Origin of the sequence: Nocardioides oceani, assembly GCF_030412965.1 — a bacterium.
GTDB lineage: Bacteria > Actinomycetota > Actinomycetes > Propionibacteriales > Nocardioidaceae > Nocardioides > Nocardioides oceani.
This window is the reverse complement of sequence record NZ_JAUHJQ010000006.1, coordinates 95,572-121,985: the sequence shown is the minus strand read 5'-3', so window position 1 is coordinate 121,985 and position 26,414 is coordinate 95,572. Positions and strand designations below refer to the sequence as shown.

22 protein-coding genes and 1 tRNA gene are annotated in these 26,414 nt (G+C 72.7%); 6 read left to right on the top strand and 17 right to left on the bottom strand.

Annotated elements, in window-relative coordinates:
* Positions 1 to 73: 73 nt before the first annotated feature.
* The 8 genes from QWY28_RS15155 to argS form a co-directional block, all read right to left on the bottom strand.
* On the bottom strand, positions 74 to 1,672 hold the full coding sequence (locus tag QWY28_RS15155; RefSeq protein ID WP_300953398.1) for an ATP-binding protein: 1,599 nt from the start codon (positions 1,670 to 1,672) through the stop codon (positions 74 to 76).
* A 21-nt stretch (positions 1,673 to 1,693) separates the two neighbouring features.
* Positions 1,694 to 2,065 (bottom strand): response regulator transcription factor, encoded by a 372-nt coding sequence (locus QWY28_RS15150; protein ID WP_300953397.1) that lies wholly within the window; start codon positions 2,063 to 2,065, stop codon positions 1,694 to 1,696.
* A gap of 162 nt (positions 2,066 to 2,227) precedes the next feature.
* Positions 2,228 to 4,237: a transcription termination factor Rho gene (rho, locus tag QWY28_RS15145; protein ID WP_439117258.1), complete on the bottom strand. Its 2,010-nt coding sequence runs from the start codon at positions 4,235 to 4,237 to the stop codon at positions 2,228 to 2,230.
* A gap of 295 nt (positions 4,238 to 4,532) precedes the next feature.
* Entirely contained in the window at positions 4,533 to 5,447 is a 915-nt protein-coding gene (gene thrB / locus QWY28_RS15140; RefSeq protein WP_300953396.1) for a homoserine kinase, read from the bottom strand.
* On the bottom strand, positions 5,444 to 6,535 hold the full coding sequence (gene thrC, locus QWY28_RS15135) for a threonine synthase (protein ID WP_300953395.1): 1,092 nt from the start codon (positions 6,533 to 6,535) through the stop codon (positions 5,444 to 5,446). Before thrC ends, thrB begins: the two co-directional genes overlap by 4 nt.
* Entirely contained in the window at positions 6,532 to 7,851 is a 1,320-nt protein-coding gene (locus tag QWY28_RS15130; RefSeq protein ID WP_300953394.1) for a homoserine dehydrogenase, read from the bottom strand. Before QWY28_RS15130 ends, thrC begins: the two co-directional genes overlap by 4 nt.
* Complete coding sequence (gene lysA, locus QWY28_RS15125; RefSeq protein ID WP_300953393.1) at positions 7,851 to 9,251, bottom strand: diaminopimelate decarboxylase; 1,401 nt, start codon at positions 9,249 to 9,251, stop codon at positions 7,851 to 7,853. Before lysA ends, QWY28_RS15130 begins: the two co-directional genes overlap by 1 nt.
* A gap of 13 nt (positions 9,252 to 9,264) precedes the next feature.
* Entirely contained in the window at positions 9,265 to 10,920 is a 1,656-nt protein-coding gene (argS, locus tag QWY28_RS15120; protein ID WP_300953392.1) for an arginine--tRNA ligase, read from the bottom strand.
* Between the two features lie 87 nt (positions 10,921 to 11,007).
* Between argS and QWY28_RS15115 the strand changes: the two genes are divergently transcribed.
* Together QWY28_RS15115 and QWY28_RS15110 are read left to right on the top strand one after the other, a co-directional pair.
* Positions 11,008 to 11,083 (top strand) — tRNA-Arg (locus QWY28_RS15115).
* 333 nt (positions 11,084 to 11,416) lie between these two features.
* Complete coding sequence (locus tag QWY28_RS15110; RefSeq protein WP_300953391.1) at positions 11,417 to 12,862, top strand: hypothetical protein; 1,446 nt, start codon at positions 11,417 to 11,419, stop codon at positions 12,860 to 12,862.
* 110 nt (positions 12,863 to 12,972) lie between these two features.
* On the opposite strand, the gene QWY28_RS15105 is transcribed toward QWY28_RS15110, so the two are convergent.
* Entirely contained in the window at positions 12,973 to 13,893 is a 921-nt protein-coding gene (locus QWY28_RS15105; RefSeq protein WP_300953390.1) for an LCP family protein, read from the bottom strand.
* On the bottom strand, positions 13,893 to 14,531 hold the full coding sequence (locus tag QWY28_RS15100; RefSeq protein ID WP_300953389.1) for a hypothetical protein: 639 nt from the start codon (positions 14,529 to 14,531) through the stop codon (positions 13,893 to 13,895). The genes QWY28_RS15105 and QWY28_RS15100 overlap by 1 nt, the downstream gene beginning before the upstream one ends.
* 210 nt (positions 14,532 to 14,741) lie before the next feature.
* Here QWY28_RS15100 and QWY28_RS15095 point away from each other — a divergent pair, with 210 nt between their 5' ends.
* The 3 genes from QWY28_RS15095 to QWY28_RS15085 all read left to right on the top strand — a co-directional run bounded on the left by QWY28_RS15095 (position 14,742) and on the right by QWY28_RS15085 (position 19,412).
* The gene (locus QWY28_RS15095) at positions 14,742 to 18,485 is read left to right on the top strand and encodes a multifunctional oxoglutarate decarboxylase/oxoglutarate dehydrogenase thiamine pyrophosphate-binding subunit/dihydrolipoyllysine-residue succinyltransferase subunit (protein ID WP_300953388.1); all 3,744 of its coding nucleotides are present in this window, start codon (positions 14,742 to 14,744) and stop codon (positions 18,483 to 18,485) included.
* An 87-nt stretch (positions 18,486 to 18,572) separates the two neighbouring features.
* Complete coding sequence (locus tag QWY28_RS15090) at positions 18,573 to 18,749, top strand: DUF6104 family protein (protein WP_166193936.1); 177 nt, start codon at positions 18,573 to 18,575, stop codon at positions 18,747 to 18,749.
* A 15-nt stretch (positions 18,750 to 18,764) separates the two neighbouring features.
* On the top strand, positions 18,765 to 19,412 hold the full coding sequence (locus QWY28_RS15085; RefSeq protein ID WP_300953387.1) for an acetoacetate decarboxylase family protein: 648 nt from the start codon (positions 18,765 to 18,767) through the stop codon (positions 19,410 to 19,412).
* A gap of 306 nt (positions 19,413 to 19,718) precedes the next feature.
* Here QWY28_RS15085 and QWY28_RS15080 read toward each other — a convergent pair whose 3' ends face one another.
* The 3 genes from QWY28_RS15080 to QWY28_RS15070 are packed head-to-tail and all read right to left on the bottom strand — an operon-like array spanning position 19,719 to position 22,263.
* Positions 19,719 to 19,976: a hypothetical protein gene (locus QWY28_RS15080; protein ID WP_300953386.1), complete on the bottom strand. Its 258-nt coding sequence runs from the start codon at positions 19,974 to 19,976 to the stop codon at positions 19,719 to 19,721.
* 24 nt (positions 19,977 to 20,000) lie between these two features.
* Entirely contained in the window at positions 20,001 to 21,152 is a 1,152-nt protein-coding gene (locus QWY28_RS15075) for a fatty acid desaturase family protein (protein ID WP_300953385.1), read from the bottom strand.
* A gap of 31 nt (positions 21,153 to 21,183) precedes the next feature.
* The gene (locus QWY28_RS15070) at positions 21,184 to 22,263 is read right to left on the bottom strand and encodes a ferredoxin reductase (RefSeq protein WP_300953384.1); all 1,080 of its coding nucleotides are present in this window, start codon (positions 22,261 to 22,263) and stop codon (positions 21,184 to 21,186) included.
* Positions 22,264 to 22,407: 144 nt separating this feature from the next.
* Here QWY28_RS15070 and QWY28_RS15065 point away from each other — a divergent pair, with 144 nt between their 5' ends.
* A complete protein-coding gene (locus QWY28_RS15065) occupies positions 22,408 to 23,037 on the top strand; it encodes a TetR family transcriptional regulator (protein ID WP_300953383.1) in 630 nt (209 codons plus the stop codon).
* 15 nt (positions 23,038 to 23,052) lie between these two features.
* Here QWY28_RS15065 and QWY28_RS15060 read toward each other — a convergent pair whose 3' ends face one another.
* From QWY28_RS15060 to QWY28_RS15045, 4 genes are all read right to left on the bottom strand, one after another.
* Entirely contained in the window at positions 23,053 to 23,751 is a 699-nt protein-coding gene (locus tag QWY28_RS15060) for an SDR family oxidoreductase (protein WP_300953382.1), read from the bottom strand.
* Positions 23,748 to 24,716, bottom strand: coding sequence for a zinc-binding dehydrogenase (locus QWY28_RS15055; protein WP_300953381.1), 969 nt, complete (start codon positions 24,714 to 24,716; stop codon positions 23,748 to 23,750). Before QWY28_RS15055 ends, QWY28_RS15060 begins: the two co-directional genes overlap by 4 nt.
* A 36-nt stretch (positions 24,717 to 24,752) precedes the next feature.
* Positions 24,753 to 25,976, bottom strand: a complete 1,224-nt coding sequence (locus QWY28_RS15050) for an NAD(P)-dependent malic enzyme (RefSeq protein ID WP_300953380.1) — start codon at positions 25,974 to 25,976, stop codon at positions 24,753 to 24,755.
* A 90-nt stretch (positions 25,977 to 26,066) separates the two neighbouring features.
* Entirely contained in the window at positions 26,067 to 26,381 is a 315-nt protein-coding gene (locus QWY28_RS15045) for a S24 family peptidase (protein WP_300953379.1), read from the bottom strand.
* Positions 26,382 to 26,414 lie beyond the last annotated feature (33 nt).

Genomic DNA, 26,414 nt, shown 5'->3' with positions numbered 1-26,414 from the left:
CGATTGTGCCACCGGTCAGAACGCCGACCCAATCGCGGTTGTTCCCCGGTCGGGCCGTGGACGGGGGCCGGGCTCAGACCTGCTGCGGGGTGGGTGCGGGGGCCGGCTCCTCGGGTCCGGGGGCCCCGGGCGAAGGCGCCCGGGGGTCGCCCTGGAGGGGCAGGGTGACGGTCACCGTGGTCCCCGTCCCCTCCGCGGAGTCGAACCGCACCTGCCCGGAGTGCTTGTCGATGATCGTCTGGACGATCCGGACGCCGAGGCCGGTGCCGGCGATCTCGTCGCGCACGGCGTTCGACGCCCGGAAGAAGCGGGTGCCGAGCCGGTCGAGCTCGGCCTCGGGGATGCCGATGCCGTGGTCCCGGACCGCGACGCGCACGCTCCGGTCGGCCTCGGTGACCTCGACCTCCACCTGGCCGCCCTCACGGCTGAACTTCACCGCGTTGCTCAGCACGTTGAGGAACGCCCGGTTCAACATCGCCCGGTCGCCGAGCACCGGCAGCGGACGACCCGGGTCGACCACGGCGACGGTGATCCCGCGGCGGGCTGCGGTGATCCGGACATCGGTCGCGGCGTCGCGGACGACCTGGTCGAGCTCGACCTGCTCGAGGTCGGTGCCACGGTTCTCCGCCTTGGACAGGGTCAGCAGGTCGTCGATGAGCACCCGCAGCCGACTGACGTTGCGGCGGGTGGCCTCGAGCATCCGCTCGTGCCGCGGTGCCATCTCGCCGTCGAACTCGTCGGCGACCAGCTCGAGGTAGCCGCTGATCGTGGTGAGCGGCGTGCGCAGCTCGTGGGAGACGTTGGAGACGAAGTCCTCGCGTGCGGTGTCGAGCGCCCGGAGCTCGTCCTGGATCCGGCTCTCCACCGCCTTCGCGCGCGCCTGCTGCTCGACCAGGTCGTTGAGCGCGAGCGCGACGGCCCGTACCTCGCGCGGGCCCGCGACCTCGGCGCGCACGTCGGTCTCGGCACGGGCGAGGCGCTGGACGGTCTCCTCGATCGCCCGGAGGGGCGCGGAGAGCTCGCGGTCCAGGCGGCGGCGCGAGCGCCCGAGCAGGAACCAGCCCACCAGCCCGAGCACGACGACGGCGAGGATCGTCGCCCGGAAGCGCCACTGGGCGTCCGAGCTCGCCTCCCGCTGCCGCCGGTCGAACTCCTGGTGGGTCGCGAGGTGCGCCCGGCGGACCTCGTCGAAGAGCCGCTGGCCCCGCAGGTACCGCTGACGCAGGAAGGTCCCCGGGCCGCCCGGCGACGCGACCCGCGGCTCGGCGTACCGCGTCAGCCAGGCGTCGCTGGCCGCCTCCTGCCTGCGGACGAGCCCCTCGAGCGCCGCGTCGCCCCGCGCGAAGTCGCGCACCCGCCGGGCGTGGGCCGGCAGCCGCCGCTGCGCCCGCTCGTAGTCGTCGAGCGCCGCCTCGTCGCCGCTGCGTGCATAGGCCCCGACGGCCGCGTCCATGTCGGTGAGGTCCTGCAGCACGTCCTCGTTGGCCGTGGCCGCGGGGATGAGGTCGCTGGTGAGGTGGTCCAGGGCGCGCGTCGAGACGAGCACGCCCGCCACGCAGAGCCCCGCCATCAGCGCCACCAGGAGCCCGACCCGCAGCAGGACGGGGGCGAGCAGCCGCGCCGCCGGGCGACCGCCGACGCTCGTCGAGGAGCCGGGCTGCGCTGTCCTCATCGAGCGCCGGGACCTGGCCGCTCAGACCGAACGGGCCAGGAGCGCCTCGACCCGGGAGGCGAGCTCGCGCGGGCTGAACGGCTTGGTGATGTAGTCGTCGGCGCCCGAGTCGAAGCCCGTCTCCACGTCCGACTCCTGGGCGCGCGCCGTGAGCAGGATGACCGGGAGGTCGGCCAGCGCCGGGTCGGCGCGGATCACGCGGATCGCGTCGAGGCCGGAGAAGCCCGGCATCATCACGTCGAGCACCGCGAGGTCCGGCCGCTCGGCCTGGCAGGCCTCGACCGCCGCCGCGCCGTCGGAGACCGCGACGATGTCGTGCCCGAGCGTCGAGAGCTTGAACTCGACCAGCTCCCGGATGTCGACGTCGTCGTCAGCGACCAGGATGCGTGCCACGGTGCCCCTTCCCAGGAGTCCTCTGCGAGTGCCGGACGGTGGATGTCCCACCCGTGCCGGGTCAGCCTACGGGGTGGCGCGCCCCCGCCGACCTCGGTTGCCCAGATCGGCAGGGGTACGCCGGCGCCCGGTCGTTCCCTCGGTGGTGCTCTCGGTGCTGGCTCAGTCGTCCGCGTCGGACGCCGGCGTGGTCTTCTGCACCTGCATGAGGAACTCGATGTTCGTCTGCGACTTCCGCAGCCGCTCGAGCAGCAGCTCGAGCGCCTGCTGGTTGTCGACGTTCGACATCACCCGACGCAGCTTCCAGATGATCGCGAGCTCCTCGGAGGACAGCAGGAGCTCCTCGCGCCGCGTGCCGGACTGCACCACGTCGATGGCCGGGAACAGTCGCTTGTCGGCGAAGTCGCGGCGCAGCCGGATCTCCATGTTCCCGGTGCCCTTGAACTCCTCGAAGATGACCTCGTCCATCTTCGAGCCGCTCTCGACCAGCGCGGTCGCGAGGATCGTCAGCGAGCCGCCGTTCTCGATGTTGCGAGCCGCGCCGAAGAACCGCTTCGGCGGGTAGAGCGCCGCGGAGTCGACGCCGCCGGACAGGATCCGCCCGCTCGCCGGCGCGGCGAGGTTGTAGGCGCGACCCAACCGGGTGATGCCGTCGAGGAGCACCACGACGTCGTGGCCGAGCTCGACCAGGCGCTTGGCGCGCTCGATCGCCAGCTCCGCGACCATCGTGTGGTCGGCCGGCGGCCGGTCGAACGTCGAGGAGATGACCTCGCCCTTGACCGAGCGCTCGAAGTCGGTGACCTCCTCGGGGCGCTCGTCGACGAGCACGACCATCAGGTGGCACTCGGGGTTGTTGGTCGTGATCGAGTTCGCGATCGACTGCAGCACCATCGTCTTGCCGGCCTTCGCGGGCGAGACGATCAGCCCGCGCTGGCCCTTGCCGACGGGCGCGGCGATGTCGATGACCCGGCCGACCAGGTTGTCCGGGCCGGTCTCCAGCCGGAGCCGCTCGGTCGGGTAGAGCGGCGTGAGCTTCGCGAACTCCACGCGGTGCTTGCCGGCCTCCGGCTCGGCGCCGTTCACGCTGTCGACCCGCACCATCGGGTTGAACTTCTCCCGGCGCTCCCCCTCGCGCGGCTGGCGGACCTGGCCGACGATGGCGTCGCCGCGCCGCAGGCCGAACTTCCGCACCATCGACAGCGAGAGGTAGACGTCGTCGGGACCGGGCAGGTAGCCGCTGGTCCGCACGAACGCGTAGTTGTCGAGGACGTCGAGGATGCCCGCCGCCGGCACGAGGACGTCGTCCTCGAGGATCGTGGTGTCCGGCTCGTTGCGCTGGCCCCGCGTGCGGTCGCGGTCGCGCCCGCGACGCCGGCGATTGCGCCCGGTCCCGTCCAGGTCGTCGTCGTCGCGGTTCTGGTCCCGGTTCTGATCCCGGTCGCGGTTCTGGTCGCGGTTCTGGTCGCGGTTCTGGTCCCGGTTCTGGTCCCGGTTCTGGTCCCGGTTCTGGTCCCGGTTCTGGTCGCGGTTCTGGTCGCGGTTCTGGTCGCGGTTCTGGTCGCGGTTCTGGTCCCGGTCGCGGTTCTGCTTCTGGCCGTCCTGCTTCGGGCCGTCCTGCTTCGGGCCGTCCTGCTGCCGCTCGGGCTGCTCCTCCTGCTGGCCCTCCTGCTGCCGGTTCCGGCCCTGGCGCTGCTGGTTCCGCTCGCGGCGCCGCTCGCCGTCCTGGGCGGGCCGCTCCCCCGAGCGCTCCGCGGGCTCGACCGGGAGCTCCGGCTGCGCCTCGACGACCGGCTGGCCGGCCTGCTCCCCGGACTGTGCGCCGGACTGCGCGCCCGACTGCTCGGGCGCGGACTCGGGGGCACCCTGCGCCCGCTTGGCCGCACGCCGGCGCGCGGGGCGCTCGGCGCGGGCGTCCTCCGCCGCCGGGGGCTGCTGCTGGACCTGCTGCTGGGGGGCCTGCTGCTCGGCGGCCGGCTGCTGCGCCTGCGCACGCCCTCCCGTCTGCGCGGACTTGATCGCCTCGACGAGCTGGGCCTTCTTCATCGTGCCCGCGTCTGCGATGCCCATCCCGCCGGCCATCGAGCGCAGGTCGGCGATCAGCATCGTGCTGAGCCCCCCGCCACGCTTGCGTGCCGGTCCGCCCGAGGCGGTGGGTTCGATCGTCTCCGTCACGTGAGGGGGTCCTTCCCACGTCGTCAGTGCCGGGACCGCTCACCGCGGACCGACCGGCTGCTCGTCAAGGCTCCCGGCTCACGCCCCGATCACCGGCAGGCGAGGGCGGGACGGTTCACGGAGGATCTCCGTGACGAACGAGAGGGAGTGGTGCACCCTGCGGCTCCGGCGTCGGCCGGGAGTCCGGGTGCCACGCCTGGCGTACGGCGCGGCGTCAATGTATCACCGGTGTGAACGGCCCGCGGGCGGTCCGCCGATCGGCGCGGCGGGCCACCTGCACACCTCGATGCAGTCCTCACTCACCGGGGCGCAGCACGCGGGCGCCGTCGGCGCTGATCGCCAGCGCGTGGGCGACCCACCCGTCCGGGCAGCGCTCGAGGAGCCGGTCGCGCGCGGCCGGGCCGTCGGCGAACGCGAGCACGGTGGGGCCGGCACCGGAGACGACGGCGGGCACGCCGTCGGCCCGCAGCGCGTCGACGAGCGCCAGCGAGGCCGGCATCGCGGGGCGGCGCTGCTCCTGGTGGAGGTAGTCGCGCGTGGCGCGCAGCAGGTGCTCGGGCCGTCCGGCGAGGGCGGCCACGAGCAGCGCCGTGCGGCCGGCGTCCGCGGCGGCGTCCGCGTGCGGGACCTGACCGGGGAGCAGGCCGCGGGCCACCTCGGTCGCGACGCCGTCCGGCGGGACGAGGACCACGACCGAGAGCCGCGGGTCGACCGGCGACCCGACGGTCCAGAAGCCGTCGTCGTCGTGGCCGGAGATCGTGAACCCGCCGTGCAGTGCGGGCGAGACGTTGTCGGGGTGCCCCTCGATCCGGGCGCCGAGCTCGAACAGCGCCGCGTCGTCGAGCAGCGAGGAGCCGTCGGTCACCAGCGCTCGGGCCAGCACCAGGCCGCCCACGATCGCGGCGGAGGAGGAGCCGAGGCCGCGGGCGTGAGGCACGACGTTCGCGCAGCGCAGCCGCAGGCCCGGCGGCTGCCCGCCGAGCGCCTCGAACGCCGCGCGCATCGCGCAGACGACGAGGTGGGACTCGTCGAGCGGGACCGCGTCGGCGCCGGCGCCGCTGACCTCGACGACGAGCCCCTCGGCCAGGACCTCGCCCTCGAGCTCGTCACGCAGGTCGAGCGCGAGACCGAGGCTGTCGAAGCCGGGGCCGAGGTTGGCCGAGGTGGCCGGGACGCTCACGCGCACCGGCCCGACGACGTACGACGTCACCTCAGGCCGGCGGCCTCGGCCGCCGCCGTGACGTCCGCGTCGATGACGGTGTCGACGACGCTCTGCCCGCTGGCGGCGTACCCCTCGAGCGCGGTCGCGGTGTCCTTGAGCCCGTGCCCGGTGACGGTGATGGCGACCGTGCTGCCGGCGTAGGACTCGCCGGCAGCGAGCTCCTGCAGCAGGCCGGCGATGCCCGCGGCGGAGGCCGGCTCGACGAAGACGCCGTCGCGGGCGGCGAGCTCGCGTTGGGCGGCGAGGATCGCGTCGTCGCTGACCGCCGCGAAGCGGCCGCCCGACTCGTTGCGCGCCGCCTCGGCGAGCTTCCAGGAGGCGGGGTTGCCGATCCGGATCGCGGTCGCCTTGGTCTCGGGGTCCGGGAACGGCTCGCCCGTGACCAGCGGCGCCGCGCCCTCGGCCTGGAAGCCGCGCATGACCGGCGTGCGGCTGGCGAGGCCCAGCGCGGCGTACTGGTTGTAGCCGAGCCAGTACGCCGAGATGTTGCCGGCGTTGCCCACCGGCAGCAGGTGGTAGTCGGGCGCGTCGCCGAGGAAGTCGACGATCTCGAAGGCCGCGGTCTTCTGGCCCTCGAGCCGGACCGGGTTGACCGAGTTGACCAGCGCGACCGGGTAGTCCCAGGCGAGCTGGCGGGCCAGCGCGAGGCAGTCGTCGAAGTTGCCGCGGACCATCACGACCTGGCCTCCGTGCATGATCGCCTGCGCCATCTTGCCCGCGGCGATCTTGCCCTCGGGGACGAGCACGAGCGGCTTGAGGCCCGCCTTCGCGGCGTACGCCGCCATGGAGGCCGACGTGTTGCCCGTCGAGGCGCACACGACCGCCTCGGCGCCGTCGGCCTTGGCGACCGAGATCGCGGCGGTCATGCCGCGGTCCTTGAAGGAGCCGGTCGGGTTGTTGCCCTCGACCTTGAGCCACACCTCGGCACCGGTCAGCCCGGAGAGCCACTCCGAGTGCACCAGCGGCGTGCCGCCCTCGCGGAGCGTGACCGCGGGCGTGCCCTCGGGGATCTCCAGCAGGTCGCGGTACTCCTCGATGACACCCCGCCACTGGTGCGTGGCCGTGCGCGTGCTCACTCGTGCTCCCCTTCCACCCGCATGATCGAGGTGACCTCGCGGACGATGTCCATGTCGCGCAGGTGCGCGACGGTCGCGCTCAGCTGCGCGTCGGTCGACTCGTGCGAGACGACCACCAGCTGCGCGTCGTCGTCGCGGCCCTCCTGGCGGACCGTCTGGATCGAGACGCCGTGCTCGGCGAACGCGGTCGCGACCGACGCGAGCACGCCGGCGCGGTCGTCGACGTCGATCGCCACGTGGTAGCGCGTGCGGGTCTCCCCCATCGGCAGCACCGGACGGTCGGCGTACGCCGACTCGCCGACGCCGCGGGTGCCGGCGAGGCGGTTGCGGGCCACCGTGACCAGGTCGCCGAGGACCGCGGAGGCCGTCGGCGAGCCGCCGGCGCCGGGCCCGTAGAACATCAGCTGGCCGGCCGCCTCGGACTCCACGAACACCGCGTTGTAGGCCTCGCGGACCGAGGCGAGCGGGTGGGAGCGCGGGATCATCGCCGGGTGGACGCGGACGGCCACGGCCTCCTCGCCGTCGTCGCCCTCGCGGAGCTCGCAGATCGCGAGCAGCTTCACGACCGCGCCCATGTCGCGGGCCGACTGCACGTCGGCGGCGGTCACCTCGGCGATGCCCTCGCGGTGCACGTCGGAGGCGGTGACGCGGGAGTGGAAGGCCAGCGACGCGAGGATGGCGGCCTTCGCGGCGGCGTCGAAGCCCTCGACGTCGGCGGTCGGGTCGGCCTCGGCGTACCCCAGCTCCTGGGCCTCCTCGAGCGCCTCGGTGAACCCGGCGCCGGACGTGTCCATCTTGTCGAGGATGAAGTTCGTCGTGCCGTTGACGATGCCGAGCACGCGGGTGACCCGGTCGCCGGCCAGCGACTCGCGCAGCGGCCGCAGGATCGGGATCGCGCCGGCGACGGCGGCCTCGTAGTAGAGGTCGCGGCCGGCCTTCTCGGCGGCCTCGAAGAGCGTCGGGCCGTCCTCGGCGAGCAGCGCCTTGTTGGCCGAGACGACGCTCGCGCCGTTCTCGAGCGCGGCCAGGATCAGCGACCGGGCGGGCTCGATGCCGCCGATGACCTCGACCACCAGGTCGACGTCGTCGCGGCTCACCAGCCCCGTGGCGTCGGTCGTCAGCAGCTCCGCCGGCACGTCGACCTCGCGGGGCGCGTCCAGCCGCCGCACCGCGACGCCGGCCAGCTCGACCGGCACGCCCACCCGCGCGGCCAGGTCGTCGGCCTGCTCCTGGAGCAGCCGCACCACCTGCGAACCGACCGACCCACACCCGAGCACCGCCACCCGGAGCTTGTCGGGTCGCTTGTCGCCCTCCATCACAGATCACCCACGTCAGTCGCCAACAGGTCGTCCTCAGTCTCCCGCCGGACGAGGACGCGGGACGCCCCGTCCCGCACCGCGATCACCGGAGGGCGCAGGAGGTGGTTGTAGTTGGAGGCCATCGAGCGGCAGTAGGCGCCCGTGCCGGGCACCGCCACGAGGTCGCCGGGCGCGAGGTCGCCGGGCAGGAACTCGTCCTTGACCACGATGTCGCCGGCCTCGCAGTGCTTGCCGACCACGCGGCCGAGCACCGGCTCGGCGTCGGAGCGGCGCGAGGCGAGGGTGCAGGAGTAGTCGGCGTCGTAGAGGGCTGTGCGGATGTTGTCGCTCATCCCGCCGTCGACCGAGACGTAGCTGCGCGAGGCGCCGCCGTCGAGGCTGACCTCCTTGACGGTGCCGACCTCGTAGACCGTGCACATCGACGGGCCGACGATCGCGCGGCCCGGCTCGATCGACAGCGCGGGCTGCGCGATGCCGAGCGCACGGCACTCGTGCTCGACGATCGCGGTCATCTCGGCCGCGAGCCGCGCGGGCTCGGCCGGGTCGTCCTGGGTCGTGTAGGCGATGCCGAAGCCGCCGCCGAGGTCCATCTCGGCCATCTCCACGCCGAGCTCCCGCGCCACCGTCGCGTGGAGCGCCAGCACCCGGCGGGCGGCCACCTCGAAGCCGGCCGAGTCGAAGATCTGGCTGCCGATGTGGGAGTGCAGGCCCCGCAGGTCGAGCGCCTCGGCGGCCACCACGCGACGTACCGCCTCGAGGGCGTCGCCGGCCGTGATGGAGAAGCCGAACTTCTGGTCCTCGTGCGCGGTGGCGATGTACTCGTGGGTGTGCGCCTCGACGCCGGCCGTCACGCGGATCATCACCGGGACGGTCGCGTCCTCCTCGGCGGCGATGCGGGCGAGCCGCTCGATCTCGTGGAAGGAGTCGACGATGATCCGTCCGACCCCCAGCCGCACCGCACGGCGCAGCTCACCCTCGGACTTGTTGTTGCCGTGGAACTCCACCCGCTCCATCGGGAACCCGGCCCGCTCGGCGACCGAGAGCTCGCCGCCGCTGCAGACGTCGAGGGAGAGCCCCTCCTCGGCGATCCACCGCGCGACGGCGACGGAGATGAAGGCCTTGCCGGCGTAGTAGACGTCGTACGCCGCGAACGCGTCGCGGAACGCACGGGCGCGGGTGCGGAAGTCCTGCTCGTCCAGGACGTACGCCGGCGAGCCGTGCTCGGCGACCAGCTCGGTCAGCGGCACGCCGCCGACGGTCAGCACCCCCGCGTCGTCCTTGTGCGCGGTGGTCGACCACAGCCGCGGCACCAGGTCGTTGGGGTCGGCGGGCGTCCGCAGCCACGACGGGCCGCGGAACGCCCCGGGCGCGTGGGCCCAGCCTGCTTCGTGCGTCATCGGGTCCTCGTCCTCACATGCGCTCGGGGGCGGACACGCCGAGGAGGTCCAGGCCGTTGGCCAGGACCGTGCGCGTCGCCTGGACCAGCAGCAGGCGGGCCCGGTGCAGGTCGGTGGTCTCCTCGTCGCCCATCGGCAGGACGCGGCAGCTGTCGTAGAAGCGGTGGTAGGTGCCGGCCAGCTCCTCGAGGTAGCGCGCGACCCGGTGCGGCTCGCGCAGCTCGGCGGCGCTGGCCACGACCCGCGGGAACTCCGCGAGCGCCCGCAGCAGCAGCCCCTCCTTCTCGTGGGTCAGCAGCTCGGGGTGGGAGGCGGCCTCGACACCGAGGTCGGCGGCGTTGCGCAGGAGGCTGGAGACCCGGGCGTGGGCGTACTGCACCGTGAAGACCGGGTTCTCGTTGGACTGCTTGGTGATCTCGCCGACGTCGAGCACCAGCGGGGAGTCGGCCGGGTAACGGGCCAGGGAGTAGCGCAGCGCGTCGACGCCGATCTCGTCGGTCAGCTCCTCGAGCGTCACGATCGTGCCGGCCCGCTTCGACAGCCGCAGCTCCTCACCGTCGCGCAGGATCTTCACCAGCTGGCCGATGAGCACCTCGAGCGTCTGGGCCGGGTCGTCCCCGACGCAGGCGGCCATCGCGCGCAGCCGCCCGACGTACCCGTGGTGGTCGGCGCCCAGCATGTAGATGCAGCGGTCGAAGCCGCGGGAGCGCTTGTCGAGGTAGTAGGCGGTGTCGGAGGCGAAGTACGTCAGCTCGCCGTCGGACTTGATCAGGACCCGGTCCTTGTCGTCACCGAAGTCGGTGGTGCGCATCCACAGCGCACCGTCCTGCTCGTAGACGTGACCGAGCTCCTTGAGCCGGGCGAGCGTCTCGGGCACCGAGCCCGACTCGTGCAGGGAGAGCTCGGAGAACCACACGTCGAAGTGGGTGTTGAACGCGTCGAGCTGGGCCTGCTGCTGGGCCAGCTGCAGCTCGTAGGCCTTGGCCCGTACGGCAGTGCGGCGCTCGTCGGCGGGAAGGTCGAAGATGCCGGGGGAAGCCTCGCCCACGGCGGTCGCCAGGTCGGCGATGTACGCCCCGGCGTACCCGTCGGTGGGCGTGGGCTCGCCGAGCGCGGCGGCGATGATCGAGTCGGCGAAGTGGTTCATCTGCACGCCGCGGTCGTTGATGTAGAACTCGCGCGTGACCTCGGCGCCGGCGGCGGCCAGGACCCGTCCGACCGCGTCGCCGAGCACCGCCCAGCGGGTGTGCCCGAGGTGGAGCGGGCCGGTCGGGTTGGCCGAGATGAACTCGACGTTGACGCGCTGGCCCGCGAGCGTCTCGGTGTGGCCGTACCGCTCCCCCGCCGCGACGATGTCCGCCGCGACGATGCCCTGGGCGCCCGCCTCGACGGTGATGTTGAGGAAGCCCGGGCCGGCGACCTCGACGCCGCCGATGCCCTCGGAGGAACGCAGCTGCTCGGCGAGCAGCTCGCCCAGCGACCGCGGGTTGGTGCCGGCCTTCTTCGCCAGCTGCAGCGCGACGTTGGTGGCGTAGTCGCCGTGGCCCTTCTGGCGCGGACGCTCCACGGTGACCTCCGCGGGTACGCCGTCGGGCAGGGTGAGCGCACCCTGCTCGACGAGGGCCGTCAGGCCGTCGACGATGGTCGTGGAGAGCTGCGCGGGAGTCACCGTCCAAGCCTATCGGCGGGTGCCGGTTTCTCGCGCACGGCCGCGGACGGGTACGGTTCCCCCGCACGCTGGCCGCACGGCCGTCGTGCCTCCGTAGCTCAGGGGATAGAGCACTGGTTTCCGGTACCAGGTGTCGCAGGTTCGAATCCTGCCGGAGGCGCCATCGCGAACGGCCTCCCGGTCCTCCGGGAGGCCGTTCGCCGTTCCCGGGTGCACCCTCCCGGACGGCGCCCGGATGACTAGTCCGAACGGGCCATCCGGACCCTCGCGCACCCCCCGAACGGCCACGTCTAGACCGTTCCCCACGCCAGGCATGACCTACGTAACAAACGAGCAGGGTGCCCGTTGCAGGCGTGAGGCGGCTTCCCCGGGCCGTCTCTCGGAGGGCAGGCCCCGGCTGGTCCCCCGGCCAAGGACCCCTGCGGTCCCGCCACCAGGATCCGTCGTCGCCCGGCCGGGGAGGGTCGAGCGGCGCGAGCTACGAAAGCAGGAAAGCGTGAAGAAGTCCCTGAGCAGGGCGATCGCGGTCACCGCGGTCAGCGCGGCCGGCCTCGCCGGCGCCCTCGTCGTCACCCCCACCGCCACGGCCGAGACCGCCCCCCGGGCCGCCGTCTCCGCCCCCGCCGGCAAGCTCACCGCCTCCGGCCGCCTCGAGAAGACCGGCTTCGGCTACAAGGCCGACGTCTTCGGCACCAAGCTCCTGCTCGAGGGCGTCGAGCTCCGGGCCCTCAAGGGCGGCTACGCCCAGCAGCGCTGCACGACCATGGCCGGTCGCGTCGCCGACAAGAGCTCGATCCTCGCGCCCCTCGACGAGATCACCGACGGCGCCCTGCCCGAGGGCCTCATCGACCTCTCGGTCACCCACCAGACCTCCGAGACCTACAAGCGGGGCGACCGCACCGGCGTCCGCGGCATCAGCACCGTGGGCGACGTCAAGGTCGGCGGCATCGAGCTGCCGGGCCTCGGCAAGCTCCCGCAGATCTCGATCAAGGGCCTGCAGTCGGTCGCCGACGCCTTCCACACCGGCAAGGGCTACGGCCACGAGGAGTCCTTCGGCTTCGAGGGCATCGAGATCACCGGCATCGACGAGTCCGTCATCGGCAGCGTCCCCGGCCTCTCCGACCTGCTCTACATCGTCAACGACCTCGTCGCCCCGGTGAACCAGATCGTCAACGAGCTGGTCAAGCTGCTCTCGAGCGTCGCCGGCAACACCATCGAGATCCCGGGCCTCGGCGCGATCGGGCTCGGCGCCTCCTCGGGCAAGGCGACCGCCAAGCAGGGCATCTCCGAGGCGTACGCGCTGAAGATCCTCGTCAACGCCACGGGCAACGACACGCTGCTCCAGCTCGGTCGCGCTCGTACCGAGATCAGCAAGGCCGGCCCCGCGGGCGTCTTCCGTGGCACCGCCACCGGCGCCAACATCCTCGGCGACATCCCGCTGCTGAACGTCGGCAACCTGGGCCAGCGCTCCATCCCCTGCGGTGGCACCGACGGCCGCGTCGTCACCACGAAGGCTGCGGACTACAGCCTCCTCGGCGGCCTCGTCGACGTCACCGGCGTCACCTACAAGTACATGGGCGACTACCTCAAGGGCCGCGCCGCCAAGGCGCTCATCGGCACCGACCTCGGCACCGTGACCGTCCCGAGCCTGGGCCTCGAGGTCAAGGGCCTCTCCTCGCTGGTCAACCTCAAGCGCTCGGCGAAGTCCGCCGAGGTCAAGCCCACCGTGACCACGAAGTACCTCCAGGTCCTGCACAACGGCAAGCCCGTCACGCTCCGCCCCGGGGAGTCCTACGACCTCGGTGACGACAACTTCCTGAACTTCCGGAAGCTGTTCGACAAGAGCTACCACGGCACCGGCGTCCACGGCCTGCAGCTCAACCTCGCGGGCATCGGCCTCCTGGACCTCGCGTCCTCCTCGGGCCGCATCTTCCCCCGCTGACCCAGCTGCTCCACCCAGCACGACCCGATCCACAGCACACCGGGCCGGCCCCTCACGGGGGCCGGCCCGGTGGCCATTTCCGAGCAGTGGCCCGGGTCTCGGGCCTCGGCTCAGCAGCCCCGGAGGCTCGCGTCGGAGCGGGCGGCCGCGCCGTACCGGCGGGCCTGGGAGACGAACGGCCGCACGATCGAGGCGCTGCCGACGGTGCCGATGGAGCCGCCGACGACGCAGGTCGTCACCTTCGCGGGATCGATCTGTGCGAGCGCCTGCCCGAGACGGAAGAGCTCGCCGGGAGGCAGGTCGGTGTGCATGTGCTCCATCACCGTGAGCACCCCGCGCTCGACGAAGCCCGGCTCGTCGGCGCGGGCGCGGACGGCCTGCTGGATCCCGCGCAGCACACGCTGCTGGTTGGCCGAGCGGTCGAAGTCCCCACCCGGCAACGTCTTGCGGATCCGCGAGAACGCCATCGCGCCGTACCCGTCGAGCCGGACCCGCCCGGCGGTGAAGCCGAGCGGCTTGAGGTTCTCGTCGGAGAAGGCGCGCGGGTTCCGCACGTGGATGCCACCGATGTCGTCGACCATGTCCTCGAAGAACGGGAACCGCGTGACGAAGACGTAGTCCGGCTGCACACCGACCAGGTCGCCGACCGTGCGGCCCATCAGCGCAGGGCCGCCGTAGGTGAGCGCGGAGTTGACCCGGCCGTGGCCGTGGCCGGGGATCGGCACCCACGAGTCCCGCGGCACGCCGATCGCGACGGCCGAGCCGGTCCTCGTGTTGATGCCGACCAGCTGGATCGCGTCGCCCCGCGAGCGCACCATCGACTCCCCCGGACGGGCGTCCGAGCCGACGGCGAGGACCCAGAGGACGTCCTGGTCCCGGACGGCCACGCCGTCGGCGCGGTCGGCCTGCACCAGCACGAGGTCGGTCCGGTGCACGGCCGCGTCGGGCACGACCACCGCCGCACCCGCGAGCACCAGCGCCAGCACACCGGCGCGGAGAGCGCGCCGCACCGGTCCGAGCGGAGCCGCCATCAGGACCTCCCCCTCGAGATGTCGTAGCCGAAGACCTGCCAGGCACCCTCGCGCCGGGCGAGGAGGAGCCGGCCCGCGACCCGGTCGCGACGGGCCACCTGCCCGGTGGTCTCGAACACGAGCAGCACCCGCCCGGTCACCCCGACGGCGCGGCCACGGACCGCCAGCACGTCCAGGCGCAGCTCACGCCGGCGTACGTCGACGCCGCTGATGCGGCCCGCCAGGCCCACGTTGGTCATCAGGCGCAGGTCGCGACGGGCCTCGTCCTTCGCGCCGCTGCTGAACCCGGGGAAGGCCTGCCGGAAGCCACCGACCCGCGGGAGGTCGCCGCCGACGTACGCCGCGTCGAGCCAGCCGTCGACGACCCGGCCCACCTGCCGCTTCAGTGCCTGCCGCCGCGCTGCGGGGAGCCGGCCGGTCACCCGGCCGATCGTGGTCGTGGTCGGCGGGGAGCCGGCGGGCGCCTGCACGAGCGCCGCCTGCCGGTGGCCGCCCGTGGGGTGGCCGGCGTCGCCCGAGGCCCCGTCGTCGGCGCCCGTGCAGGCGGTCGTGCCGGCGGCCAGCACGAGCGCCGTCGTGGCCGCCGCGACGAGCCGCCCGGCCCGGCGCGGAGGCGTCCCGCGAGGGGTGGTGGACATCCCTGGCCCGCTCCCTGAAGTGTCGTAAGTCGATGAACGGGCCCCATGTTCACCCGGACCCGCCTCCGGCGCGGGAGCCACGCCGGTGTGCATCGGGTCATACCTTGCCCGACAGGCGACCCTGACCGGCGCATTTGCTTCGGCGGGGGACTAGCCTTGACCTCCGACACCCACCCCCGCGCGCTCACTTGGGAAGAGGCGAAGCAAGTCGTGCCGCAGTCCTCTGGCAACCAGTCCTCCGAACGTTCCTCCGGCTCGGAGCCACCCGCTGACTTCGGAGCCAACGAGTGGCTCGTCGAGGAGATGCACGAGCAGTACAAGAAGGACCCCGGGAGCGTCGACCCGACGTGGGTGAAGTTCTTCAAGAGCGACGCCGCGGCCCCCAGCAACGGCAACGGCAACGGCTCCTCCCCGCAAGCCCCGGCCAAGGCCGAGAGCAAGCCGGAGAGCAAGCCGGAGAGCAAGCCGGCCAAGGCCGAGCAGAAGGCGCAGCCGAAGTCGGAGCCGAAGGCCACGCCGCGGCCTGAGACCAAGGCCGCCGAGCCGGCCAAGGGCACCTCCTCCCCCACGCCCAAGGAGTCGCGCCCCGCCGACCCCGCCACGGCGAGCGACGAGCCGTCGTACACCGTGCTGCGCGGCATCGGCGCGGCCACGGCGAAGAACATGGACATCTCGCTGTCCGTGCCCACCGCCACGTCGGTGCGCAACATGCCGGTCAAGCTGCTGTGGGACAACCGGATCGTCATCAACGGCCACCTCGAGCGTGCGCGCGGCGGCAAGGTGTCCTTCACCCACCTCATCGGCTACGCGATCATCAAGGCGATCAAGGCGCTGCCGGCGATGAACAACACCTACGACGAGGTCGACGGGAAGCCGACGCTGGTCACCCCGGCGCACATCAACCTCGGCCTCGCCATCGACCAGGTGAAGTCCGACGGCAGCCGCCAGCTCGTCGCCCCGTCGATCAAGGCCTGCGAGTCCATGGACTTCGCGCAGTTCTGGACCGCGTACGAGGACATCGTCCGCAAGGCCAAGAACAACAAGCTGACGATGGAGGACTACTCCGGCACGACGGTCAGCCTCACCAACGTCGGCGGCCTCGGGACCAACAACTCGGTCCCGCGCCTGATGAAGGGCCAGGCGGCCATCATCGGCGTCGGCTCCATGGACTACCCGCCGGAGTTCCAGGGCGCGTCCGAGGAGACGATCTCGCGGAACGCCATCTCGCGGATCATGACCATGACCTCCACCTACGACCATCGCGTCATCCAGGGCGCGCAGTCGGGTGAGTTCCTCGGCCAGGTGCACAAGTACCTCCTGGGCCAGGACGGGTTCTACGACGAGATCTTCCGCTCGCTGCGCATCCCCTACGAGCCGATCCGCTGGAACGCCGACGTCTCGGCCTCCCACGACGACGAGATCGACAAGCAGGCCCGGATCCTCGAGCTGATCCACGCCTACCGCGTGCGCGGCCACCTGATGGCCGACACCGACCCGCTGGAGTACCGCCAGCGCAGCCACCCCGACCTGCGCATCGAGTCGCACGGCCTGACGCTGTGGGACCTCGACCGCGAGTTCCCCACCGGGTCCTTCGGTGGCGAGGGCCGGCGCTTCATGAAGCTGCGGCACATCCTCGGCACGCTGCGCGACTCCTACTGCCGCACCACCGGCATCGAGTACATGCACATCATGGATCCCGAGCAGCGCCAGTGGATCCAGCAGCGCGTCGAGCAGCCGCACCAGAAGCCGCCGCGCGAGGAGCAGCTCCGGATCCTGCTGAAGCTCAACCAGGCCGAGGCGTTCGAGACGTTCCTGCAGACCAAGTTCGTCGGGCAGAAGCGGTTCTCCCTCGAGGGCGGCGAGACCACCGTCCCGGTGATCGACGAGATCTGCGAGGCCGCCGCGCAGGCCGACCTCGACGAGGTCGCCATCGGCATGGCCCACCGCGGCCGGCTCAACGTGCTCGCGAACATCGTCGGGAAGAAGTACTCGCAGATCTTCCGGGAGTTCGAGGGCAACATCGACCCGCGGACCGTCCAGGGCTCCGGCGACGTGAAGTACCACCTCGGCGCGGAGGGTGAGTTCGAGGCCGACTCGGGCCACAAGGTCAAGGTCTCGGTCGCGGCGAACCCGTCCCACCTCGAGGCGGTCGACCCGGTGCTCGAGGGCATCGCGCGCGCCAAGCAGGACGTGCTCGACCGCGGCGCGGACTACCCCGTGCTGCCGCTGCTCGTCCACGGTGACGCGGCGTTCGCGGGCCAGGGCGTGGTCGCCGAGACGCTGAACCTCTCCCAGCTGCGCGGCTACCGCACCGGCGGCACGATCCACGTGATCGTCAACAACCAGGTCGGCTTCACGACCTCGCCGGGCTCCTCGCGGTCCTCCCTCTACGCCACCGACGTGGCGCGGATGGTCCAGGCGCCGATCTTCCACGTCAACGGCGACGACCCCGAGGCGTGCATCCGGGTCGCGCGGCTCGCGTTCGAGTACCGCCAGGCGTTCAACAAGGACGTCGTCATCGACCTCGTCTGCTACCGCCGACGCGGCCACAACGAGGGCGACGACCCGTCGTACACCCAGCCGCTCATGTACGACCTCATCGAGCAGAAGCGCTCGGTCCGCAAGCTCTACACCGAGTCCCTCATCGGCCGTGGCGACATCACGGTCGAGGAGGCCGAGCAGGTCCTGCGCGACTACCAGCAGCAGCTCGAGCGGGTCTTCACCGAGGTGCGCGAGGCCAGCACGCAGCCCTCGGAGTGGACGACGGTCCCGGACTACCCGGACAAGCCGGCGGGCGAGGCGCGGACCGCGATCTCCCCGGAGGTGCTCAAGCGGATCTCCGACGCCTACACGACGCCGCCGGACGCCTTCACGGTCCACCCGAAGGTGATGCCGCAGCTGCAGCGCCGGGCGCAGGCGATCACCGACGGCCCGATCGACTGGGGCACCGGCGAGATCCTCGCCTTCGGCTCGCTGCTCATGGACGGGCGGCCGGTCCGCCTGGCCGGCCAGGACTCGCGCCGCGGCACGTTCGTGCAGCGGTTCGCGACGATCATCGACCGGACCAACGCCGACGAGTGGACCCCGCTCAGCTCGCTGACCGAGGACCAGGCGAAGTTCCACGTCTACGACTCGCTGCTCTCGGAGTACGCCGCGCTCGGCTTCGAGTACGGCTACTCCGTCGCGCGGCCCGAGGCGCTGGTCCTGTGGGAGGCCCAGTTCGGCGACTTCGTCAACGGCGCCCAGATCGTCATCGACGAGTTCATCACCGCCGGCGAGAGCAAGTGGCGCCAGCAGTCCGGCGTCGTGCTGCTGCTGCCGCACGGCTACGAGGGCCAGGGCGCCGACCACTCCTCCGCGCGGATCGAGCGGTTCCTCACGATGGCCGCCGACGAGGCGTTCGTCGTCGCGCAGCCGAGCAGCCCGGCGTCGTACTTCCACCTGCTGCGCCAGCACGCGCTCGGCGAGCGGCACCGCCCGCTGATCGTCTTCACGCCGAAGTCGATGCTCAAGCGCAAGGAGGCGGCCTCGCAGCCCGGCGAGTTCACCGAGGGCACGTTCCGGCCGTTCATCGCCGACGCGGGTGCCGACCCCGAGAAGGTCGACACGCTGCTGCTGTGCTCGGGTCGCGTGACCTGGGACCTCATGGTCGAGCGCGCCAAGCAGGAGCAGGGCGAGCGGTTCGCCATCGGCCGGGTCGAGCAGCTCTACCCGCGCCCGCTGGACGACATCCGGGCCGAGATCGCGCGCTACCCGCACCTCAAGGAGGTGCGCTGGGTCCAGGACGAGCCGCTGAACATGGGTCCGTGGCCGCACTACGCCCTCAACGTCGTCCCCGAGGTCGACGCCAAGGTCGTCCCGGTCTGCCGGCCGGAGGGGTCCTCCCCCGCGGTCGGCACCGTCAAGCGGCACCAGGCCGAGCAGAAGGAGCTGCTCGCGCGGGCGTTCGCCTGACCGATCGACACGCACGCGAGGTGGCCCCGTCCGGCAGCGGACGCGGGCCATCTCGCGTCTGGGGACCGAGCACACGAGGAGACGACGATGTACTTCACCGACCGGGGCATCGAGGAGCTCGAGCGACGGCGGGGTGACGAGGAGGTCACCTTCGCCTGGCTCGCCGAGCAGCTGCAGGCCTTCACCGACACCCACCCGGAGTTCGAGACCGCCGTCGAGCGTCTCGCAACGTGGCTGGCGCGGCTGGACGACCCCGAGGACTGACGCGATGATGCGGGGATGACCGAGACGTCCTCGCCCGCACCCTCGGCCGGCGCGCCGGCGTACCCCGCAGCGCCCTGGCAGATGACCGGCCAGCTGTTCCTGTCGCTGTTCCGCGTCCCGACGGCCGTGGACGAGCTCCGCCCCGCCGGCGTGTACGGCGCGGCGTTCGTCTCCTACGAGGAGCCGAGCCCGCTGACCTACTCCGAGCTGCTCGTGGCGCGGCCGCTCAAGGTGCCCGGATCGCGTGGCCGGCGGGTCAGCATCACCGACATCTGGGTCGACTCCCCCGCGTCCGTCGCCGGCGGCCGCGAGCTGTGGGCCATCCCGAAGGGCCTGTGCGACTTCCGGCTCGAGTCCGAGCGCCGCGGTCCGTTCGCGCGGACCGAGTGGGCCGCGACCCTCGACCGCCGGCCGATCGCCAACGCGCGCTTCACCGACGCCGCAGGGCTCGTGCCGCGGGTGCCGTTCAAGGGCCAGACCTGGCAGCCCGGCATCGCCGACACCGGCGGGGAGGAGCGCCGCGCCACCCTCCAGGGCAGCGCCAGGGCGATGCCGTGCTGGGGCGCCTGGGAGTTCGACCCCGACGGCCCGCTCGGCTGGCTCGCCGGCCGGCGTGCGATCGCGTCCTTCCGCATGCGCGACTTCCGGATGTCCTTCGGCTGAGCCGGCCCCGCTGAGCCCGGGCGGCCGAGACCATCCCCGCGCTGGCAGCGCAACTGCAGCGACCCTAGTGCCGCTGCACACCCCTCAGGAGGCATGTGCAGCGGCACCAGGGTCGCTTCACGACCCGGCAGCGCCGCCCCGCGGACCGTCCTCGCCGAGCTCGGTGGGGAGCCCAGCGCGGTGCTCAGTGGGGTGCTCGGCGCAGGCCTGGCGGGCGGCTCATCCCCGCGCTGGCAGCGCAACTGCAGCGACCCTAGTGTCGCTGCACACCCCGCAGGAGGCATGTGCAGCGTCACCAGGGTCGCTTCACGACCCGGCAGCGCCGCCCCGCGGACCCTCCTCGCCGAGCTCGGTGGGGAGCCCAGCGCGGTGCTCGACGGAGGCCCGGCGGGCGGCGTCACGCAGCTCGAAGACCTCGGTGGCCAGCCCGCCGACCGCACCGGCGACGTCGCGGACCGCGCGGGTGAGGATGGTCGCCACCTCGCCGACGGCGGTCGCGGTCGCCTCGACCGCGCCCTGCACGGCGTCCTTGCGGATCTCGGCCTTGCTCAGGTGGTCCTTCATGGTCCCAGTGTGGCCGGGCCGCGCTCAGGCGGCCACCGCGGCGTCCTGCTCGGCGACCGGCGACTCCTCCTTCGTCCGCCGGTCGGGCAGGGCGAGGCGGCAGATCTTCTTGGCCACGCTGAACAGCTGCTTGCCGAGCGGCCCGGTGTTGTAGGGCAGGTCGTAGCGCTCGCAGATGTCGCGGACGTCCTCGGCGATCTCCGGGTAGCGCCGGGCCGGCAGGTCCGGGAACAGGTGGTGCTCGATCTGGTGGCTGAGGTTGCCGGTCATCAGGTGGAACAGCTTGCCGCCGGTGATGTTGGCCGAGCCGAGCAGCTGGCGGAAGTACCACTGGCCGCGGCTCTCGTCCTCGCACTCCTCCTGGGAGAAGGTCGCGACGCCGGCCGGGAAGTGGCCGCAGAAGATGATGTTGAACGCCCAGACGTTGCGGACGAGGTTCGCGGTCGCGTTGCCGGCGAAGGTCAGCGGGAACAGCGGTCCGGTCAGCGCGGGGAACAGCACGTAGTCCTTGAGCGCCTGGCGCTTGACCTTGCGCATGATCCCGGCGTGCAGCGCCCTGTTCTCCTCGATCTTGCGCTTGCCGGCGACCAGGTTCTCGACCTCGAGGTCGTGCATCGCGACGCCCCACTCGAAGAAGACCATGAGGAGGAACGCGTAGAGCGGGTTGCCGAGGTAGTACGGGTGCCACGGCTGGTCCTCGTCCATCCGCAGGACGCCGTAGCCGATGTCGCGGTCCTTGCCGAGGATGTTGGTGTAGGTGTGGTGGATGTAGTTGTGGCTGTACTTCCACTGCTCGCTCGGGCACACGTTGTCCCACTCGTACATCCGCGAGCTCAGGCCCGGGTCGCCCATCCAGTCGTACTGGCCGTGCATGACGTTGTGCCCGATCTCCATGTTGTCCAGGATCTTGGAGACGCTGAGCGAGGCGACGGCGAGCGGCCACGCGGGCGGCAGGTAGAACAGCGCGCGGCCGGCGATCTCGAAGGCGCGCTGGGCCTTGACGACGTTGCGGATGTACGCCGCGTCGGCCTCGCCGAGGTCGGCGAGGACGCGCTGGCGGATGGCGTCCATCTCCTCGCCGAAGGCCTCGAGCTGCTCGGGGCCGAGCCGGCCGAAGATCGTGGCGTCGGGCGCCGGGGGCGCCTCGGTGGTGGGGCGGTCCTGGGTGGCGGTCATGGTGGTCCTTCCGCTCGGTTCGGGAGGTGGGTCAGAGGTCGACGGTGCAGTCGCCCACGGGGGCGGAGACGCAGATGCGGACGTCCTCGTCGGGCAGCGAGGACTCCTCGCCGGTCAGCACGTTGCGCACGGTCCCCTCGCTCTTGCGGGAGACGCAGGAGAAGCAGATGCCCATCCGGCAGCCGGACTCGGGCTTCAAGCCAAGCGCCTCGGCCTGGTCGAGCAGGGTGGCGCCGGTGTTGGCGCCGGTCGCTCCGGAGCGGCTGAAGACGACGTCGCCCTCGGCGGCGTCGGACCCCGCGACCTTCGGCGGCTTGAAGTACTCCAGGCGCAGCGCGGGCGAGTCGTCGTAGCAGCGCTGGACGGCCTCGATGAGCGGCGCCGGGCCGCAGGCCCAGGTGGGCACGTCGCGGTACCCCGGGACCAGCCGCTCGAGGTACGCCGGCGAGAGGGCCGGGTCGCCGAGCTCGGGGTGCAGCAGCCGCACGTCGATGCCGTGGCCGGAGCGCCGGATCTCGTCGAGCTCGGCGGCGAAGATCTGGTGCTCGGGGCTCTGGGCGTAGTGCAGGAACGTCACCTGTCCCCGGTGCGTGCGGCGCTGGAGCGAGCGCAGCATCGACATCACCGGCGTGATGCCGGAGCCGCCGGAGACCAGCAGGATCCGCTCGGGCACGGCGTCGGGCAGGACGAACTCGCCCTGGGCCTGGCTGAGGTGGACCATCGTGCCGGGGCGGGCCTGCTCGACGAGGTAGCGGGAGACGAGCCCCTCGGGGTTCGCCCGAAGGGTGATCGTGAACCGGTCGCCCGGGCGGCTCTCGGGGCTGGAGATCGTGAAGACCCGGGTCGTGCGCCGGGCGCCGTCGATCTCGACGCCGACCTGGACGTGCTGGCCGGCGCGGTGGCCGCGCCAGGTCGAGGTCGGCTGCAGGGTGAGGGTGGCGACCGGCGGGTGCCCGGGCACGTCGACCTCGCGGTGGACGTCCACCACGCGGGCGCGGACCTCGTGGGCGGCCCACATCGGGTTGACGAGCTCGAGGTAGCGGTCGACGCCGTGCGGCGAGGCGAGTGCGGCGACGGCGCGGCTGCGCAGGACGGAGGTGGCGATCCCCATGGGGCGGCTCCTTCGGGAGTGCACGTATTCAGTGAACGACTGTGCACCCACTACGTTGCTCGATTCCCCGTGCAGGGTCAAGGTCGGGGCGGGTGAGGGTGCACACACGTCCTCCGCAGGTGTGACGAGGGCTACGATGAGCCGATGTCCGAGACCAGGGTCGAGCGCAAGGAGCGCACGCGCCGCGCGATCCTGGACGCGGCGCTCGACCTCTGCGAGGACAGCTCCCTGGTCGCCCTCTCGCTGCGGCAGGTCGCCAAGGAGGTCGGCATCGTCCCGACCGCCTTCTACCGGCACTTCGAGTCCATCGAGGCGCTCGGGCTGGCGCTGGTCGACGAGTCGTTCGTGTCCTTGCGCGCGATGCTGCGCGACGTACGTCGTGGCGACGGCGCGGTCGACGGGTTCGCCGGCATCGCCGACTCCTCGGTGCGGATCCTCGTCGACCACGTCCACCGGCAGCGCCAGCACTTCCGCTTCATCGCCCGCGAGCGGGCGGCCGGTCCGCCGTCCGTCCGCGACGCGATCCGCCACGAGATCGAGCTGTGCGAGCGCGAGCTCGCGACCGACCTCGCGCGGCTGCCCGGCACCGAGCAATGGTCCGGGGAGGACCTGCGCGTGCTGTCGAACCTCATCGTCACGGCGATGGTCGCCACCGCCGAGTCGATCCTGGCCGCGACCGGCCGGCCCGACGTCGAGCGTCAGCTCGCGGAGAACGCCCGCACCCAGCTGCGGATGGTCCTCGTCGGCGCGATGCGCTGGCGCTCGCGGTCCTGAGCGCGGGACCGGCGGTCAGCGAGGCCTGACGACGACCTCCGGCACGACCGCGTCCTCGGGCAGGTCGAGCACGTGCAGCACCAGGTCGACGACGGTCGCCGGCTGGATCCAGGCGGCGGCGTCGTACGCCTTGCCCTCCTGGCGGTGCACCTCCTCCTGCATCGGGGTGGCGGTCCGGCCGGGGAAGACCGACGTGACCCGGACGCCCGTGCCGGACTCCTCGGCCCGCAGGGCGTCGGCGAGCGCGCGGAGGCCGTGCTTGGAGGCGGCGTACGCCGACCAGTCGGGGTTCGCGGTGAGACCGGCGCCGGAGTTGACCAGGACGACGGTCCCGCGCGCCGCCCGCAGGGCGGGCAGCGCCTGCCGGGTGAGGACGGCCGGCGCGACCAGGTTCACCCCCAGCGTCTCCTGCCAGGCGGCGGCCGACAGCTCGGCCACCGGACCGAGCTCGACGACCCCGGCGGCGTGGACGACGGAGTCGAGCCGCTCCGGCAGCTCCAGGGACTCCACCGAGGCGGGGTCGGCGAGGTCGGCGGCGAGCACGCTCGCGCCGGGGTACGCAGCCGCGAGCTCCTCGGCGCGGGCCGGCGTGCGAGCGAGCAGCACCAGCCGGTCGCCGCGGTCGTGCAGGCGCCGGGCGAGCAGCTCGCCGATCCCCGAGCCGGCACCGGTGAGCAGGTGGCTGCGCGGGCTCGTCACAGGGTGGGCGCTCACAGCGTGAACACCACCTTGCCGAAGAGGTCGCCGCCGGCCATCGCCTCGAAGCCCGCCCGCGCCTGCGACAGCGGCAGCACCCTGTCGACGAGCGGCCGCACGCCGGTGGCGTCGAGCATCGCGACGAGCGCCGAGAGCTCGTTGCGGGTGCCCATCGTCGAGCCGACGACGCGCAGCTGCCGGTAGAAGATGCGGGTCAGCTCGGCGTCGTCCGGGTTCGGCCCCGAGGTGGTACCGGAGACGACGATCGTGCCGCCGGGCCGCAGCGACCGCACCGAGTGCGACCAGGTCGCGCGGCCGACGGTCTCCATGACGGCGTCGACCGTGACCGGCAGCCGCTCCCCTGCGGCGTACGTCTCGTGGGCGCCGATCTCCAGCGCCCGTCGCCGCTTGGCCTCGTCCCGGCTGGTCGCGAGCACGCGGAGCCCGGCGGCGCGCGCGAGCACGATCAGCGCGGTGGCCACTCCCCCGCCGGCGCCCTGGACGAGCACGGTCTGGCCGGGGCGGCAGCCGCCCTGGGTGAAGAGCATGCGGTACGCCGTGAGCCAGGCCGAGGGCAGGCACGCGGCCTCCTCGAACGACAGCGACGCCGGCTTGGGGACCAGGTTGCGCCGCGGCACCACGATCGTCTCGGCGAAGGTGCCCCAGTGCCGCTCGGAGAGGATCGCGCGGTCGGGATCGAGGGTCTCGTCGTCGGCAGCACCGGGGTCACCGATCACCGCGTGGACGACGACCTCGTTGCCGTCCTCGTCGACGCCGGCGCCGTCGCAGCCGAGCACCATCGGCAGCGCGTCGGCCTTGATCCCGACGCCCCGCAGGGTCCACAGGTCGTGGTGGTTGAGCGCGGCGGCGCGGATCCGGACCCGCGCCCAGCCGTCGGGCGCGACCGGCTCGGGCTGCTCGCCCACGACCAGGGCGGAGAGCGGGTCGTCGGGTGCGAAGCGTTCGGCGTAGACGGCGAGCACGGCGGCCAGGTGCCCCTCTCGGCGCGGCTCAGCCGGTCAGCGGCGCGCGACGCCGTCGCGGCGCGCGGCCTCGGCGACGGCGGCGGAGACCGCGGGACCGACCCGCTCGTCGAACGGCGACGGGATGACGTAGTCCTCGGCGAGCTGGTCGCCCACGAGGCCCGCGAGCGCGTCGGCGGCCGCCAGCTTCATCCCCTCGGTGATCGCCGTGGCGCGCACGTCGAAGGCACCGCGGAAGATGCCGGGGAAGGCCAGCACGTTGTTGATCTGGTTCGGGAAGTCCGAGCGGCCGGTGGCCACCACGCGCGCGTGGCGGTGCGCGACCTCGGGGAGCACCTCGGGGATCGGGTTGGCGAGGCCGAAGATGATCGCGTCGTCGGCCATCCGCGCGACGTGCTCCTCGGGCACGGTGCCGCCGGAGACGCCGATGTAGACGTCGGCGCCGACGAGCACGTCGGCGAGGGTGCCGCTGCGGCCGGTGGTGTCGGCGGTCAGCTCGGCGACCACCCGCTTGACCGGGGTGAGGTCGCCGCGCTCGGAGCTCAGCACGCCCTTGCGGTCGGTCACGGCGAGGTCGGTGATGCCGGCCTCGAGCAGGATCCGCGCGACGGCCACGCCGGCGGCGCCGGCGCCGGAGATCACCACGCGGGTCTCGGCCGGGGTGCGGCCGGTCAGGCGCAGCGCGTTCTTGAGGGCGGCGAGCGCGACGACCGCGGTGCCGTGCTGGTCGTCGTGGAAGACGGGGATGTCGAGCCGCTCCTTGAGGCGGTCCTCGATCTCGAAGCAGCGCGGGGCGGAGATGTCCTCGAGGTTGATGCCGCCGAAGCTCGGGGCGAGCCGCGCGACCGTCTCGATGATCTCGTCGGTGTCGGTGGTGTCGAGGCAGATCGGGACGGCGTCGACGCCGCCGAACTGCTTGAACAGCACCGCCTTGCCCTCCATCACCGGCATCGCGGCGGCCGGGCCGATGTCACCGAGGCCGAGCACCGCCGTGCCGTCGGTGACGACGGCGACCGTGTTGGGGACCCATGTGTAGTGCTGGGTCATCGAGGGGTCCTCGGCGATCGCGGTGCACACGCGCGCGACGCCCGGGGTGTAGGCCATCGAGAGCTCGTCGGCGCCCGCGAGCGACACCGTGGAGACCGTCTCGAGCTTGCCGCCTACGTGCAGGTCGAAGACCGGGTCCCCCGCCAGGGGGTGGTCGGGTGCAGCGGCCTCGGGGGCCTGGGGAGCCTCGGTCGTCTCGTGCGGTGTCGCCATGGTCGGCCACTCTGGCACAGCCGACCGGCGCGGTCGGTGCTGTCCATCATGGTGTGGGTCACAGGGGCCCGCCGACCCGCACGAGAGGTGTCACAGCCGCCGCGGGCGCGGCCAGAGGCGGGCCACCACGACGGCCAGGACGTCCTCGTCCGCGACCGGTCCGCGGTGCCGGGAGTCCACGCCGCGCTCCGGGTCGTCGCTGAGCAGCCACCAGCCGGGCCGTCCCGCCGCCGTCGTACGTCGCTCCACCGCCCGCTTGACCGCGACCGTCCCGTCGGGCAGCCGGGCGACCACCACCCGGCCCGGCCGCGGGACCCTCCCGTGGAGCACGACGAGCCGGTCCCCGGGCGTCAGCGTCGGGCGCATCGAGTCGCCAGAGACGTGCGCCAGACCGATCCTGGGCACCGGTCCCGAGCCGCGGCGACCTCCTCGTGCGTC

Bases quoted from the DNA above. Each gene is read 5' to 3' on its own strand.
- QWY28_RS15155 (WP_300953398.1), bottom strand. From the start codon at position 1,672: ATGAGGACAGCGCAGCCCGGCTCCTCGACGAGCGTCGGCGGTCGCCCG.
- QWY28_RS15130 (WP_300953394.1), bottom strand. From the start codon at position 7,851: ATGGAGGGCGACAAGCGACCCGACAAGCTCCGGGTGGCGGTGCTCGGG.
- lysA (WP_300953393.1), bottom strand. From the start codon at position 9,251: ATGACGCACGAAGCAGGCTGGGCCCACGCGCCCGGGGCGTTCCGCGGC.
- QWY28_RS15105 (WP_300953390.1), bottom strand. From the start codon at position 13,893: ATGGCGGCTCCGCTCGGACCGGTGCGGCGCGCTCTCCGCGCCGGTGTG.
- QWY28_RS15100 (WP_300953389.1), bottom strand. From the start codon at position 14,531: ATGTCCACCACCCCTCGCGGGACGCCTCCGCGCCGGGCCGGGCGGCTC.
- QWY28_RS15090 (WP_166193936.1), top strand. From the start codon at position 18,573: ATGTACTTCACCGACCGGGGCATCGAGGAGCTCGAGCGACGGCGGGGT.
- QWY28_RS15085 (WP_300953387.1), top strand. From the start codon at position 18,765: ATGACCGAGACGTCCTCGCCCGCACCCTCGGCCGGCGCGCCGGCGTAC.
- QWY28_RS15080 (WP_300953386.1), bottom strand. From the start codon at position 19,976: ATGAAGGACCACCTGAGCAAGGCCGAGATCCGCAAGGACGCCGTGCAG.
- QWY28_RS15075 (WP_300953385.1), bottom strand. From the start codon at position 21,152: ATGACCGCCACCCAGGACCGCCCCACCACCGAGGCGCCCCCGGCGCCC.
- QWY28_RS15070 (WP_300953384.1), bottom strand. From the start codon at position 22,263: ATGGGGATCGCCACCTCCGTCCTGCGCAGCCGCGCCGTCGCCGCACTC.
- QWY28_RS15065 (WP_300953383.1), top strand. From the start codon at position 22,408: ATGTCCGAGACCAGGGTCGAGCGCAAGGAGCGCACGCGCCGCGCGATC.
- QWY28_RS15050 (WP_300953380.1), bottom strand. From the start codon at position 25,976: ATGGCGACACCGCACGAGACGACCGAGGCTCCCCAGGCCCCCGAGGCC.